The sequence below is a fragment of the Vibrio sp. ES.051 genome (assembly GCF_002563795.1).
Lineage (GTDB): Bacteria > Pseudomonadota > Gammaproteobacteria > Enterobacterales > Vibrionaceae > Vibrio.
Genome location: NZ_PDJL01000004.1, coordinates 1,025,646 through 1,041,708, shown reverse-complemented (window position 1 = coordinate 1,041,708; position 16,063 = coordinate 1,025,646). Strand labels below are relative to the sequence as shown.

At 45.5% G+C, this 16,063-nt stretch carries 11 protein-coding genes; 5 read left to right on the top strand and 6 right to left on the bottom strand.

What is annotated here, in order from left to right:
• Window positions 1–143 precede the first annotated feature (143 nt).
• The 3 genes from norR (at window position 144) to ATG66_RS11260 (ending at window position 4,632) form a co-directional block, all read left to right on the top strand.
• Window positions 144–1,673 (top strand): nitric oxide reductase transcriptional regulator NorR, encoded by a 1,530-nt coding sequence (norR, locus tag ATG66_RS11270; protein WP_098415386.1) that lies wholly within the window; start codon window positions 144–146, stop codon window positions 1,671–1,673.
• 174 nt (window positions 1,674–1,847) lie between these two features.
• Complete coding sequence (gene hcp, locus ATG66_RS11265; protein ID WP_098415385.1) at window positions 1,848–3,509, top strand: hydroxylamine reductase; 1,662 nt, start codon at window positions 1,848–1,850, stop codon at window positions 3,507–3,509.
• 67 nt (window positions 3,510–3,576) lie between these two features.
• Window positions 3,577–4,632, top strand: a complete 1,056-nt coding sequence (locus ATG66_RS11260) for a hybrid-cluster NAD(P)-dependent oxidoreductase (protein WP_098415384.1) — start codon at window positions 3,577–3,579, stop codon at window positions 4,630–4,632.
• Between the two features lie 90 nt (window positions 4,633–4,722).
• Here the strand turns inward: ATG66_RS11260 and ATG66_RS11255 are convergent, their stop codons facing one another.
• From ATG66_RS11255 to ATG66_RS11245, 3 genes are all read right to left on the bottom strand, one after another.
• A complete protein-coding gene (locus ATG66_RS11255; protein WP_098415383.1) occupies window positions 4,723–5,655 on the bottom strand; it encodes a class I SAM-dependent methyltransferase in 933 nt (310 codons plus the stop codon).
• A gap of 30 nt (window positions 5,656–5,685) precedes the next feature.
• Window positions 5,686–6,378, bottom strand: a complete 693-nt coding sequence (locus tag ATG66_RS11250) for a TIGR01621 family pseudouridine synthase (RefSeq protein WP_098415382.1) — start codon at window positions 6,376–6,378, stop codon at window positions 5,686–5,688.
• Window positions 6,379–6,447: 69 nt separating this feature from the next.
• Window positions 6,448–7,818: a sodium-dependent transporter gene (locus tag ATG66_RS11245; protein WP_257145750.1), complete on the bottom strand. Its 1,371-nt coding sequence runs from the start codon at window positions 7,816–7,818 to the stop codon at window positions 6,448–6,450.
• A gap of 430 nt (window positions 7,819–8,248) precedes the next feature.
• Between ATG66_RS11245 and cls the strand changes: the two genes are divergently transcribed.
• Both cls and ATG66_RS11235 read left to right on the top strand, forming a co-directional pair.
• Complete coding sequence (gene cls, locus ATG66_RS11240; protein ID WP_098415380.1) at window positions 8,249–9,703, top strand: cardiolipin synthase; 1,455 nt, start codon at window positions 8,249–8,251, stop codon at window positions 9,701–9,703.
• A 240-nt stretch (window positions 9,704–9,943) separates the two neighbouring features.
• Entirely contained in the window at window positions 9,944–11,149 is a 1,206-nt protein-coding gene (locus ATG66_RS11235) for a cystathionine beta-lyase (RefSeq protein WP_098415379.1), read from the top strand.
• An 82-nt stretch (window positions 11,150–11,231) separates the two neighbouring features.
• Here the strand turns inward: ATG66_RS11235 and ATG66_RS11230 are convergent, their stop codons facing one another.
• The 3 genes from ATG66_RS11230 to ATG66_RS11220 form a co-directional block, all read right to left on the bottom strand.
• The gene (locus tag ATG66_RS11230) at window positions 11,232–11,798 is read right to left on the bottom strand and encodes a DNA-3-methyladenine glycosylase I (protein ID WP_098415900.1); all 567 of its coding nucleotides are present in this window, start codon (window positions 11,796–11,798) and stop codon (window positions 11,232–11,234) included.
• Window positions 11,799–11,864: 66 nt separating this feature from the next.
• Window positions 11,865–14,969: an efflux RND transporter permease subunit VmeI gene (gene vmeI / locus ATG66_RS11225; RefSeq protein ID WP_098415378.1), complete on the bottom strand. Its 3,105-nt coding sequence runs from the start codon at window positions 14,967–14,969 to the stop codon at window positions 11,865–11,867.
• Window positions 14,966–16,063: an efflux RND transporter periplasmic adaptor subunit gene (locus tag ATG66_RS11220; RefSeq protein WP_098415377.1), complete on the bottom strand. Its 1,098-nt coding sequence runs from the start codon at window positions 16,061–16,063 to the stop codon at window positions 14,966–14,968. The genes vmeI and ATG66_RS11220 overlap by 4 nt, the downstream gene beginning before the upstream one ends.

The following is a 16,063-nucleotide window of genomic DNA, read 5'->3' as shown; positions in this document are numbered from 1 at the left end:
TGCGCAAACAAGCACTGTTTGCGCGGCCCTTTCACGATGTAATTTGATCGTGGTCAATAGAACATCAATCTCCACCTGCTTTCGATGTTCAAATGACATCAAGTTGCTAGCATGCATCCACTTTAGATAAATTTGGGCTTGTTATGACTCTTACTGTTGACCACGTACTCCTGAATATTGCGTTAAATCTTAGCTCCAATCGCTCCCATGAGCAGCAATACCAGAGCCTGATTGATGGAGTGGCTCAAGTCTTCCCTTGCGATGCAAGTTGTCTGTTTATCTTTGATGAAGATGGTTTCCTCACCCCAGTCGCAGTAAAAGGGCTATCTAGCTCAGTGCTAGGTCGTCGTTATTTTCCTAACGCCCATCCAAGACTAAACGCGATAATTCAGAGCCGAGATCCGGTCCGTTTTGATGCAAATTGTCCACTGCCCGATCCGTTTGACGGTACATTGCTCACGGAAGACCAATGCATTGATGTCCACGACTGCATGGGCTTTAGCTTATATGTCGAAGGGCAACTTGTCGGTGCATTGACGATGGACGCACTGACCGTTGGTGCATTCAATCATATCGACCCATTAGCAATAGAAACCTTTGCCGCTTTAGCCGCAGCGACGTTGCGTAACATCTCACAATTAAACGCACTGAAAACCCAGAACCAAAAGCAGAAAAACGTCACGCAGACGCTCATCCAGCAAGCTCGTTCTAAGCATGGTGAGATGGTTGGGTTAAGTCCGCAGATCAATCAACTGCGTAATAATATTGTGACGGTAGCTCAATCAGATTATGCAGTATTGATTACCGGTGAAACGGGAACAGGTAAAGAATTGGTCGCTCATTCTGTTCACGCGCAATCCCATCGCAGTGACAAACCGATGATTTACGTAAACTGCGCCGCTCTACCTGAAGGTCTGGCAGAGAGTGAACTGTTTGGCCATGTTAAAGGCGCGTATACCGGTGCAAACGGAAACCGAGCTGGTAAATTTGAGCTGGCCAATGGTGGGACAATTTTCCTAGATGAAGTGGGCGAACTGTCTTTGATTTTACAGGCAAAATTATTACGTGTGATCCAGCAAGGTGAGTTGCAGCGCGTGGGTAGTGACCAGAATTTGATGGTTAACGTACGCATCATTGCCGCAACGAATCGACAATTAGAAAAAGAGGTCGAAGCGGGTACTTTCCGCGCCGATTTGTTTCACCGTTTAAACGTATTCCCAATCCAAGTACCAGCGCTTCGTGCTCGTGAAGGCGATATTCCCGTCCTTGCGGGTTATTTATTAGAAAAAGTGCGCCTGCAATTCAACGCACCGAATCTGCATGTTCATCCAAAGGTGTTAGCTCGGCTCGAATCTTTACCTTGGTATGGTAACGTACGAGAATTAGAACACACCTTAACTCGCGCAGCCTTGCACGCCATTCAACAAGGTGCGACTACCATTATATTAAGTCACTTTGATGCTTCACTCGCGCTGGACGATGTTAAAAGCACATCGCATTATTTACCCAAAGAAAGTCAACCAATGCGCGAGCTCGTCGAAAGCTATCAACGTGATTTGATTGAACATGCCTTGAGCCAAACAGGCGGAGTTTGGGCAAAAGCAGCCGAGTTTTTACAGATGGACCGCGGTAATTTATATCGTATGGGGAAAAAACTCGAGATCAATAAATAGGCACTTTTAAAAACACGATGTAATTAAGACATCATCGGCGTTGTCTTAGTTACATCATCCCTCTTCATAAAAACCCACAAAACCCTTAATTTTCAAAAAGATAAGCATTGGCACGCATTCTGCTCTCTAGTGATCAACATTACGACTATTAAAACAATCACTGGAGAACCCAATATGTTCTGTATTCAATGTGAACAGACAATTCAAACCCCTACTGTTAAAGGCTGTTCTTTTTCTCAAGGCATGTGTGGCAAAACTTCTGACGTATCCGACTTACAAGACGTGTTGGTTTATACACTGCAAGGGGTTTCTTTTTGGGCATTAAAAGCACTCGAATATCACATCGTAAACGATGAAATTAACCAATGGGCACCAAAAGCTTTCTTCTCAACGTTAACCAACGTTAACTTCGACCCTGAACGTATCCTAGAGCTGGCGAATCAAGCAGCAATATACAAAGCTCTGCTTAAAGACCAAGTTATCACTGCTGCAACAATGGCAGATAAACCACTGGCCCACATCCCTGACGTGGCGAACTTTGAACTTCCCAACAGCGCAGAAACGATCCTTACCTTTGCACCTCAAGTCGCGGTGAACCGTGGCAAAGATCAAGTCCATGAAGACGTAATTGGCTTGCGTCTGCTGTGTCTATATGGCCTGAAAGGTGCAGCTGCTTACATGGAGCATGCTCGCGTTCTTGACCAAACCAACAACGATATCTACGCTGAATACCACGAAATCATGGCTTGGTTGGGGACCGACCCAGAAGATCTGAGTGAGCTGCTTGATTGCTCAATGCGTATTGGCTTAATGAACTACAAAGTGATGGAAATGCTCGACCATGGTGAGACCGAAACTTTTGGTCACCCAGAGCCAACCACGGTTAACGTAAAACCAGTAAAAGGTAAATGTATTCTGGTATCTGGCCACGATTTACACGACCTAGAAAAAATCCTGCAACAAACCGAAGGCAAAGGTGTCAACGTTTACACCAACGGTGAAATGCTACCTGCGCACGGCTACCCAGAACTGAAGAAGTATTCTCATCTAGCCGGTAATTACGGCAGTGCTTGGCAAAACCAACAGAAAGAGTTCGCCAACTTCCCAGGGGCGATTGTGATGACATCAAACTGCCTATTGAACCCAAATGTGGGTCAATACGCAGATCGCCTGTTTACCCGAAGCATCGTCGGTTGGCCGGGAGTAGAACACATTGAAGGCGATGACTTCAGTCAAGTGATTGAATGTGCACTTGCGCAAGAAGGATTCAAACACGATGAAATCGAACACAACATCACCGTTGGTTTCGGCCGCAATGCATTAATGAACGCTGCACCTGCGGTTATCGACCAAGTGAAACAAGGCAACATCAAGCACTTTTTCCTCGTTGGTGGTTGTGACGGTGATAAATCTGAGCGCAGTTACTACACCGACTTTACCGCAGAAGCACCAGAAGACACACTCATCCTGACGCTAGCCTGTGGTAAGTTTCGCTTCAATAAGAACACGTTTGGCAATATCAATGGCATCCCTCGCCTATTGGATGTAGGTCAGTGTAACGATGCTTACTCTGCAATCCAGCTGGCACTAGCACTGGCAAAAGAATTTGACTGTGACATTAATGACTTACCACTCACGCTGGTACTTTCTTGGTTCGAGCAAAAGGCAATTGTTATTCTACTCACGCTATTTGCACTGGGTGTGAAAGGCATTTACACGGGCCCTACGGCGCCAGCATTCCTAACGCCAAACTTAATCGCAATCATCCAAGAAAAATTCGATATGCGCAGCATTGGCAACGTTCAGGATGACCTAAAAACCATCCTAGCGTCTTAATCCTAACCCCCTCTTATTCCGCCCCCTTCGCAGTGGGGCGACTTTGCAACAAACCAAAGAGAAGATTATGTTTTTTGAATGGCAAGGCAACCAACCTGTTACGCTCCGCTGTATCGACAAATACTTCGAAACTCATGATACCGTCAGCATTCAATTAGCCGAACTAACAGAGTTACTCCTGTTTCAGTTTAAGCCTGGTCAGTTTATTAACTTAGGTGTTGAAATCGATGGGAAAATGGAATTTCGTGCCTATTCAATCAGCTCTATCAACGAAGACGATCATCTTCAGCTAACCATAAAGCGAGTTGCAGGTGGCAAGGTGTCCAACTTCATCATTGACTCTCTATTACTTGGCGATACGGTACAAGCACTACCGCCTACGGGGGATTTTAACTGCATTGATCACCCTCCTATTCAATATAATGGAAAAAACAAAGCACTGCTCATTAGTGCCGGTTGCGGTGTAACTCCGGTGTATTCCATGGCGAAACACTGGCTGAGTCATCCGGATGAGAACGATAACGACGTTGATATCGCATTTCTGCATATTGCACGCAGCCCAGAAGAGACGATTTACTACGACCAATTGGAAACATTCGACGCCGTGTATCCCAATTTTCAGTTAACGCTATTGCTGAAAAATAACGGCGGGACATCACATCCGCAAGGTCGTTTGAACGCCGACTGGCTGCAAGATCTCGTCCCAGATTTCAAACAACGTACCGTTTACCTGTGTGGTCCAAGTCAATTCATGCAAGATGTGCGCGGCTATTTGAGTGAACTCGGTTTTGACATGGCGAACTTTTACCAAGAAAGTTTTACACCTGCTACCAGTGAACAACCAGAAGCATTAGACGAAACGGTCAGTGTCTTCGTTCCCGATTTTGCTCAAACGATTGATGCGCCAAAAGGTCAAGTGTTGGCTGATGCACTTGAAGGCGCGGGCTTACCACTTATCGTGGCTTGTCGCAGCGGCATTTGTGGCTCATGCAAATGCAAGGTTCGTAAAGGCAGCGTCTCTTCCACCAGCCTTGAAACATTGACGCCAGAAGAAATTGAACAAGGTTATGTCCTCGCTTGCTCATCAACCATCGAAGCGGATCTTGAAGTGCAGATTGGTTAGTTCTCCAAATACAAAAAGCGCCGCGATACGTCTGTCTAGATGTTTCGCGGCGCTTTTTTTTGATTTTGCTTCTGTTGCGACAGAAGTCTTTTAGCTAAACAGCAACACTTTCAATGCCGCTTCGCTGTCCACGTCCATAAATTCTGGCGGGTTATCCAGACGCTCGCGGAACGTCAGCTCTGGCGCTTCTTCTTGCATGCTTTCAATCAAGAAGTCACTCGTCACAGATGGCGAGTTCACACATGCCATCACTTGACCGCCCTCTGTCAACAAATCCGGCAATCGACGTAAAATCTTTTTGTAGTCTTTAGTAAGCGCAAAGCTGCCTTTCTGGAATGAAGGCGGGTCAATGATGATCAAGTCGTACTGACCAGACTTCTTAATCTTGCCCCAAGATTTAAAGATATCGTGCCCCATAAAACTGACTTGGTTGATGTTGTGACCATTGAGTTTATGGTTTTCACGCCCTTTAGCCAGAGAGGCTTTAGCCATGTCTACGTTGACAACTTTATCCGCGCCACCCGCAATGGCAGCGACAGAAAAACCACAGGTGTAAGCAAACAAGTTAAGCACGTTTTTATGCTTGGCATGTTCGCGTACCCAATCACGACCATAGCGCATATCCAAAAACAATCCAAAGTTCTGATTACGGCCTATATCCAACTGATATTTCAAGCCGTTTTCTTCTACAACCGGACGCGCGTCTAGTTCACCAAACAGAACTTCTGACGGCGCCCCATCAGCATAACGGTGCTGGAGTACCATGGTGCGACCTTGCTTATCTGCCCACAGTTGTGATTGTGCCAATGCATTTAGGCCGCTTTTGAGTTCAGCAAGAAATACATCATCCACTTTTTTAAACAAGTTAATGATTAGCTGACCTTGTAACCAGTCACTCGTAATTTGCTCTAGACCCTCAAAACGACGGCCACGACCATGAAACAGTCGACGAATTTCATTCGGAGCTTGCGCGAGCTCGGTTTCTAAATGCTGGAAAAACAGCGGAAGTTGTGATGCTTGCATCGAGTTCTCTTAATCTATTTTTTCAAATGTTTATTTGATGGTTGGCCAGTTCAATTCCCAAGGACTTAACCACGAGTCAATGCCCTGAGACACAACCTTGGAATGCCATTTACTCCCGAGTGCTTGGTAATCTCGTGGATCGCAGATAAAACGGAACAGTTTCTCTTGATAAGTGAAACACAGGGAGAACGCATGCAGATAGCCACGATCGGCTTCGTTACCCGCATTATAAATAGGATCGCCAACAATACCCGACCCTATCGACTTTAATGCCACACGAATTTGGTGCGTTTTACCAGTATGTGGCTTACATAAAAATAGGCGCTCTCCGGGCTCTGCCGCAAGAGAGAAAAACTGGGTGACGGCTGGGTTATTTTTGCTGTTGACAAGCTTCCATGATGAACGGCGCGAACGCTCCATATCACCAACGACCAAACCTTGTTTCTTTTTAGGCTTTTTCGCACCAATCGCTAGGTAGAACTTTTCCACCTGGCGATCAGCAAAAGCTTGAGACAACAAACTCGCGGCTCTGGCATTGCGTCCGAGGAGCAAAATACCCGATGTCATTTTATCTAATCGGTGAACAAGATAAAGCTGATCGTCACCACTCTGCTTTGCCACTTCTTGCACCAGCATCGTGTCACCATCATCTTTGTGTACAGAGACATTAGGATGCTTATTGACGATCAGAAAATCTGGGTGGGTATGTAGGATATCGAACATAAAAAACTGGCTCCATGTTTGGAGCCAGAAGTATACATAAGATATCGAACAAAGCCATCGAGGCTTACGCTATAGCTTCTTAGAAAGCACCCCTGCAAGGCCAATAATTGCGATACCAAGCACCATAATTTCGCCTTTACCGCTGTCAAAGCCAGACTTAATGCCCATGAAAGCGACAATAGCAATCGCGACAGGAATAACGAATTTCACGAGGTTGTACCATAAGCCAAATAATGGGAATGACACTTCACCATCATTCGTGATCTCATTTTCTAACTCAGCGCGATTTAAGCGCCAGCCAGCAAAAATACACACCAACATACCGCCAACCGCTAGGAAGATTTTATCTGTTAATAAATCGAAGATATCAAACGCACCAGTTCCAAACAGTGTTGGCCCCATGCCTCCCAACGATAGCGATGCAAAGATACATAATGTTGCCATTACAGCACTTGCCGACAGAACCGCCTTAGAACGCTTCATGCCTTTCTCATCAATGAGATAAGAAACAACGACCTCAAGCAGAGAAACTGAAGACGTCAACGCAGCCACAGTCAAACCAATGAAGAACAACAATGCCAATAATAACCCGATAAAACCGCCCATTTCTGCAAATAGCTGAGGTACCACGACGAACACTAAACCCGGACCTGCCGCTGGCTCCATGCCGAATGCAAACATCGCAGGGAACATAGCAACCCCCGCCAGAATCGCCACGCCAGTATCCATTGCGGTGACCATACCCGTGGTTTGTATCAGGTTCTCTTTCTTCTTCAAATAAGAGCCGTAAGTCATCATACAGCCCATACCTAAGCTGAGTGAGAAGAAAGCTTGCCCCAAAGCGGCAAGAACGACGTTACTGTCTACTTTAGAAAAATCTGGCATGAACAAGAATTCTAGGCCCGCCATTGCACCTGGCAACATCAAGCCCTTCACAGATACAATGATCAGGATTAAGAATAAAAGCGGCATTAGAATCTTACCCGCTTTTTCGATACCACCAGAGATCCCCTTCATGACAATCAGCACATTGAAGACTAGATATATGCCCATCCACATCAATGGTTGTATTGGATCAGAAATGAAGCCACCAAAACTATCTCCGATAGCTTCTGGGGTACTGAGTAGGCCACCACCCACTTTAAAAATGTAAGCTAATGCCCAACCGCCAACGACAGGGTAAAAGCCCATGATCAAAAGACCACTGCAAACACCAATCACGCCAGTAAATGTCCAGCGACGATCGGTTGTTTTAAATGCTCCTACGGCAGACAGGCCAGTTCTACGACCAATAGCGAATTCTGTCAGCATTACGCTAAACCCGATAAAAAGAACAAAGAAAAGGTAGATCGCAACGAACGCACCACCGCCGCCCTCACCTGCTGTGTAAGGGAATTTCCATATATTGCCTAAACCAACAGCGGAGCCCGCTGCTGCCATTACGAAGCCTAGTTTAGACCCCCACGTATCACGTGGTGCTGCTGTATTAGTTGTAGCCACGCTTTTTCTCCAAAATTAGGTTGTTGTGTATGCATAGAGATAGGCGTCTAAAAGTTAATGTAAAAGTTATTGTACACTTGAAAAACAAGTGTTTGACGCACTATGTATAGCAAGTAAAGCAGTTAGCCATTAAAATTGGAACCCCAAAAAAGTATATTTATCGTGCTAATGTAACCTTACGCAGGTTAAATGCTGCTTTTTTGTTCGAAAGTTAAAAAATGGCCTTGAATATCACATTAAAACAACAGAACCCCCTGTTACGAAACTCATCCCTCATGTAAGGTCAAACTCACTTAGTAATGGGAAATCTGTTTCCCCCAACCCACTTTTATGCTTAATATCCTAGAAGGGCATATTACTCTGAGCGTATATGGACAAGTTTTATCATTTCCTTACTCTAGCTAGCATCGGCCTATATTGGTTGTTGGTCGCTGGTATTACTATCCGAGTCGTTTTAAAGCGACGCGCTGTCAGCGTGTCTTTAGCTTGGCTCATGATCATTTATATTCTTCCGGTCCTTGGCGTCGCATGTTATTTCCTCTTTGGCGAACTAAATTTAGGTAGAAAGCGAGCTGAACGTGCAAAAAAAATGTTTGCCCCCTTCCAAAAGTGGTTCAGCCAACTGGATGATTGTAATGCCCACAAGCCAGAAACGATGGGCCGACATATCTATCGAATTGATGAGCTTTGTAACAACCGCCTTGGCCTTCCTGCACTTAGTGGTAATACCCTGTCATTACAGCATTCGCCCAATGAGATCTTGCATTCCATCATTGAAGATATCGAAAACGCCCAAACAAGCATTCGCATGGTGTTCTACATTTGGCACCCTGGTGGTTTGGCCGACTCTGTGGCTTCAGCACTAATACAAGCCGCAAAACGAGGTGTCGATGTTAAGCTCCTGCTTGATTCTGCTGGCAGCCCACGCTTCTTTAGAAGTCACTGGTGTAAAATGATGCAAGATGCAGGGATTGAGGTTGTCCAAGCGCTAGAAGTAAAAATGTGGCGTATTTTCCTGCATCGTCTCGATCTTCGTCAGCACCGTAAAATCATCGTGATTGATGATAAGATTGCTTACACTGGCTCAATGAACCTTGTCGACCCCGCTTACTTTAAACAAAATAGCGGCGTAGGCCATTGGGTTGATATTATGGTTCGTATCACTGGGCCAACTGTCAACGTTTTAAGCGCAATCCACTGTTGGGATTGGGAAGTCGAAACTGGCGAACGTCATCTACCTAAGCTGCCAGAGTGCAAAATAGATGAGCGAGAATTCCAGCACCCAATTCAGGTCGTCCCCTCTGGACCAGGGATGCCAGAATACCTTATCTACCAAGTCCTCACGCTTGCTATTAACCAAGCCAATCGCTCCGTCAGAATCACCACACCGTATTTCGTCCCAAGTACTGATTTGCTGGAGACTTTAAAGATGACAGCGCAGCGCGGGATCGATGTGGAGTTAATTATTCCGCACAAAAATGACTCCATGATGGTGCAATGGGCTTCACGCGCCTTTTACAGTGAATTACTGAGCGCGGGGGTGAAAATTTATGAATTCTACGGCGGCCTACTTCACTCTAAATCAGTCGTGATTGATGAACAATTCTGTTTGGTTGGTACCGTTAACATGGATATGCGTAGTTTATGGTTGAACTTTGAAGTGACATTGGCAGTGGATGATGAAGAGTTCACTAAGCAGATGTCATGGCTACAGGATAACTACATCAAACAATCTCATTCCATTGTGCAAAAAGATTGGGAAAAGAGAAGTCTACTTTCTCGATTCTTAGAGCGGGTTTTCTACCTTTTCAACCCGCTGTTATAAAGTCTCTGTATCCAACCTTTTGAGCTGAAGACAAATCCCACACCGATCTCGTTTGTGTGGGATTTTTCTATCTTCTCTGGTGTGCCTACACCTAAATATCATCAAGGTGCTTAATTCATTGCCGAGTTGTGTAAACCATAATCTTCGAGGCTCTATGGCTATATACGACTTTTCCCTTGCAAACGAACGATGGTCCATGTTTTAAATAAAGAAATCGTTTCATTTAGATAGGGAATCTTTATGTCAGAAGGAAAAAAAACCAAACTCATTACCGCTGGCCGCAATAAAAAGTGGACTAACGGTGTTGTAAACCCCCCAGTTCAGCGCGCTTCAACGGTTGTATTCAATACCGTCGCAGAGAAAAACCAGGCAACGATCAACCGTACAAATAAAACCTTATTCTACGGACGCCGAGGCACGAACACGCACTTTGCTTTTCAGGATGCGATGGTCGAGATCGAAGGGGGAGCAGGATGTGCTCTCTACCCATGTGGAACCGCGGCGATTTCCAACACCATTCTGTCTTTTGTCGAAACAGGCGATCACATTCTAATGGTGGATACGTGTTACGAACCGACGCGTGAATTTTGCAATACCATTATGAAGAAAATGGGCATTGAAACCACATACTACGACCCGATGATTGGTGAAGGTATCCGCGATTTAATTCAGCCAAACACCAAAGTGCTTTTCCTTGAGTCTCCGGGCTCAGTCACAATGGAAGTGCAGGATGTACCAACGCTGGCTCGTATTGCTCATGAACATGATATTATCGTGATGTTAGATAATACATGGGGAGCGGGTGTGAACTTCTCACCATTTGCACACGGTGTCGACATCTCTATTCAAGCAGCAACGAAATACATTGTTGGTCACTCTGATGTCATGTTGGGTACTGCCGTCGCATCAGAGAAGTATTGGGACCAATTGCGTGAACAAAGTTACTTGATGGGTCAGTGCGTCTCTCCTGACGACGCTTACTTAGGCCTACGTGGTATCCGAACGTTGGATGTCCGCCTCCGCCAACATGCCGAAAGTAGCTTGAAAGTGGCGAAATGGTTAGCCGCTCGCCCAGAAGTCGATCATGTTCGTCATCCTGCTTTAGAAACCTGTCCTGGCCACGAGTTTTTCACACGTGACTTTACTGGCGGTAACGGTTTGTTTTCATTCATTCTCAAAACGTCCTGTCCAAAAGCCACCACGGCCCTGCTTGATGGCATGAAACACTTTAGTATGGGTTACTCTTGGGGAGGCTTTGAGAGTCTAATTCTTGCTAATGAGCCTAAGAGCTTTAATAGCTTGCGTACCGTCGCACACCCGCACTTTGAAGGGACACTTATACGGATTCATATCGGCCTAGAAGATGTGGATGATTTGATTTCTGACCTAGAGGCTGGATTTGCACGATACAATGCGCTAGTTCTTGAAAAAGAAGCCTCAATGTAATCATTCATTGAATCGCCCTGCCGTGCAGGGCTTTTTTATCATTAATGTGCATTCTCTGTAATAACGTGCTCGTTACCAAATGCTATTGGTTTTGTTTCTTCGGGCACCCAACTAGATGGTCATCAACCATACCAACCGCCTGCATAAAAGCGTAGCAAATGGTCTCACCGACAAACTTAAAGCCTTTCTTTTTCAAGAATTTGCTCATGGCTCTAGATTGCTCGGTTGAGGCTGGCACCTCATTCATATCTTGCCAATGGTTTACGATTGTTTGGCCATCAACAAACTGCCATAAAGCTTCGGATAAACTGCCATATTCTGCTATTAACTCTTTTGCGGCCTTCGCGTTAGCGAATACGGAGTTAATTTTCCCACGATGTTTAACTACATCAAAGTTTTCAACGATGAATTCAGTTCGTTCCTCATCACGGTGAACTAACACATCCAAATCATAATGCTCAAATGCTTCGCGATAGCCTGTCCGTTTCTTCAAAATGGTAAGCCAACTAAGGCCAGCTTGTGCCCCCTCAAGCGTAATGAATTCAAATAATACTTTATCGTCATACACAGGCACTCCCCATTCAGCATCATGGTATTCTCGCTCTAAAGGGTGATTCATCGCCCAAGCGCAGGTTTTGTGCTCTGTCATCATTACTTGTCCTTATAAAAACGCCTCTAGCCCACCAGCTAGAGGCGCTCAAAATTTGCATTATGGTTACTGTGGCACTGCCACTTTGTGGAATAGACGATACAACACTGGCACGACAATAAGTGTCAGAACAGTCGCAAAACCCAAACCAAACATAATTGTTACTGCCATTGGCTTGAAGAAGATATCCGGTAGCAACGGAATCATCCCTAGAATGGTGGTGATTGCCGCCATACATACTGGCCGCACACGACTCACAGCCGCATCAACTACCGCATCATAGGCTTCTTTACCTGATTTCATTTCAATCTCTATTTGATCGAGCAACACGATACCATTTTTCAGTACCATGCCCGATAAGCTCAAGAAGCCCAGAAGCGCCATAAAACCAAATGGCGTATCTAAAACCAACAAGCCCGTCGTTACCCCTATCAGTGCCAAAGGCACCGTTAACCAAACGATTAGCGGCTCTTTGATAGAATTAAACAAGAACACCGTGACCAAGAACATGAACAAATAGCCCATCGGCATGGTGGTAAACAGCGACTCTTGGGCGTCTCCAGAAGACTCGTATTCACCGCCCCACTCCAATGAATAGCCTGGTGGCATTTCGATGGCTTCTATTTGTGGTTGTAAGCGTTTTTGCAGTGTTGACGCGGTTTCTTCACTGAGAATATCTGGATCAGCCATGACCGTCAGCATACGCTTACGGTTTTTACGCACGATGATTGGATCTTCCCAGCGCATATCGTATCCCATTGTCACCTGTTGCAATGGGATAAACTCGCTCTGTGCTGGACTCCATATTTTCATTCCCTCGATATTACGAATATCAATACGCTCATCTTCTGGTAATCGAGCCACGATTGGCATCAAGGTTGTACCATCGCGATAAATACCAATCGTCTTGCCAGAAAAAGACATGGATAAGAAATCATCCACATCCGACTTCGTAATTCCATAACGACGCGCTTGGCTTTCATTAAACTGAGGCTCAAGGACTTGAGTACGTTCACGCCAGTCATGCCTGATGTTCGTTGCCTCCGGATCGGCGTACATGATGTCCATGATCTTAGCCGCGATAGTACGAAGAACCGTTGGATCAGAACCAATCACTCTCGCTTCAATTTTTGCGCCGCCACCAGGGCCTAATTCAATCTGCTTCAATTTGTAGTTAATTTCTGGGTAATTGGCTGTTAAGTGTTGTCGGAAATTCACCATTAACGGAGCCAACGCCTCGTAATTGTCCATGCGAGCAGTTATTTCACCGTATGAAGCATAACTTTTTTCAGGCGCATACGTTAACATAAAACGCTGTAAGCCTTTGCCTGCCGTTGTGGTGATGTGGTCAACATGTTCTTGCTTTGCCAACCAGCTATCCAATTCTTTCAACGTCGCGTTGGTAGCTCGAATATCAGAACCTTCTGGCAACCATACGTCTAATTGGAAGATCGGGGTCGTTGATGATGGAAAGAATGCTTGTTTCACAAAAGTGAACCCATAAACACTCACAGCAAGCCCGGCAACTAACACGACAACGGTGAACCAAGCTCGGCGCATGCAAAATTCGAGGAACTTTTTGTATAAGACAAAAACAACCCCATTGTAAGGGTCATTCTCCTCCCCTTCTCCTTGTTTAATTTTCTGACCTTTAAAGAAAATATCAGCGAAAAATGGTGTCAATGAGATCGCTGTAAACCAACTGAGCATCAAGGAAATAAGCAATACTGTAAACAGGGTGCCACAATATTCACCCGTCGAATCTTCAGATAGGCCTATTGGGGCAAATGCGGTTACCGCAATGACAGTTGCCCCAAGCAAAGGCCATTTAGTCTGGGTAACAATATCGGTGGCGGCTTGTAATCGAGTTCGCCCTTTTTGCGTGCCAATTAATATGCCTTCAACGACTACGATGGCGTTATCCACCAGCATCCCCAGCGCGATGACTAACGCACCTAAAGAGATACGTTGTAGATCAATCGCCAAGTATTTCATGAAGATAAACGTTCCCAGCACCGTCAGTAGCAAGATAAGGCCAATCAAAAGCCCAGAACGTAACCCCATGAAAAACAACAGAACGATAATAACGATCCCAACCGCTTGAGCGAGGCTAATGACGAAGCCACTGACCGATTTATCTACTTCTTTGGGTTGACTATAAATTTCCGATATTTCGATCCCTATCGGTTGCTGATATTTCAGCTCTGCTAGTCGATGATCAAACGCTTTTCCAACTTCAACAACGTTAACGCCTTCCGCAAAAGAAATACCAACATTGAGAGCTAAACTGCCATTAAAGTTGATGATATTACTCGGAACTTCGACATAACCGCGTTTTATTTCCGCCACATCCTTTAAGAAGATCAATCCCTGCGCGCCGGACTCGGTGATCAACAAATCACCCAGTTCATCAACGCTTTGAAACTCGCCCGTTGGCTGGATCCTGATATATTCATCACCGATTCTGATCGCCCCCGCATCAGAGACCACGTTTTGCGTCGAAAGAAGATTGAACACTGTATTTGGTGACAAGCCAATACTGCTCAGTTTCTTCATCGAAACTTCAATGAATACTTGCTCTTGTTGCTGACCAGAAACCGAAACTTTACTCACACCATTAACAAGTTCGAGCTCTCGACGTAAGTAGTCGACATAATCAAGCAACTCCTTATAGCTATAACCGTCACCAGTCACGGCCAGTAAAATGCCGTAAACATCACCAAAATCATCAATGACTTGGGGCTCATTTACGCCTGGCGGTAAGGTCCCTTTGAGATCATTCACTTTTCGGCGCAACTCATCCCAAATTTGCGGAAGATCATCTGGGCCATAATTGTTCTTCATTGTTACGGTGATTTGCGACAAGCCTCGGCTGGAGATCGAATTCACTTCATCGACGTACGTCAGTTGCTGAACCGCTTTTTCTATTGGATAGGTAACCTCTTCCTCTACTTGTTGAGGTGCTGCCCCTGGGTATGACGTCACAACCATTGCATCTTTGATAGTAAATGCTGGGTCTTCAAGACGCCCCAAACCAAAGAATGCGGCAACACCACCAATTAAAAAGATCAGCGCCACCATCCAACTGATCACTCGGTTTCGGATAAAGTACGCTGCAACGCCCGTTACGTCATCATCACTTTGAGGCGCAGTCTTATTTAGCTCACTCATAGACCGGCCTCCTGTTTAGTCGATTCTTTTATCACTTCCACTTTCATGCCATCTCTTAGTCTAGAAATACCCGCAACAACTACTTCGTCATTAAGTTCTAGCCCCTCAAGGACCTGAATCGATGTTTTGGAGGCCTTGCCCGTACGAACCTGTTTGCGAGATATCGTCCTATCCTCATTCAGCACCCACACAAATTTATTATCGCGACCAAGCCCATCGCCGTCTGCATTAAAAATCGCTTCGATCGGGACGTTAATTCCAACGTCTAATTCGAGGCCGATGTTCTTGTCTTTTGATGTCACTTCCACGGCCATCCCATCTAGAATGTATTCTTGCTCCGGCATAGGCAGCGAAAGTGTGACGGTGAACGTTCCTGTGGCTGGCTCTGGTTCGGTAGTGAACTCTTTAACGGTAGCATTGTATTCATTACCACTTGGCACACGCACAACCGCGTTAATCGATGTAAGTCGATCTTCCATCGGCGGCTGCTTCACATACAGTCGGTCAGCAAGTTGGATGAGGACTTCAACTCGCTCTAAGCTGTGGATATTCACAATGTATTGGCCGACCTGTACGTTCTCAAATTGATCGATATTCACTCGGGAAATTACTCCATCGACAGGGGCTTTTAATGTGGTAAACGATAAACGAAGCTTGGCCAAATCCAGCTCAGCCAAGGCGATTTGTCGCTGCGCTGCAATCTCATCAAACTGTGACTTGGCTAATAGACCTTTATCGACAAGAGGGCGAGAACGACGATATTGGCTGTCCACAACCGAAAACCGTGCGGTAGCATTATCAACCACCAACTTATAGTCCGTTGGATCTAAAGTCGCGATAACGTCACCTTTGCTCACCTTGTCTCCTTCTCTAACCATGACGCGGCTGACTTCTCCGGCGACTCTAAAACTTAAGTGAGAGCGATCAGCAGCATTCGCTACCGCAGGAAAATACAGGTTATCGTCGACTTTACTTCCTTCTAATGAAGCAATTCTGACTCGTGGTGTTTCTACCTCTTTATCTGGCGCTTTTTCTCCACAGCCAACAAGCAACAATGCAAAGCAGAGACACAGGGAACTTCTGATTCCTTTCAT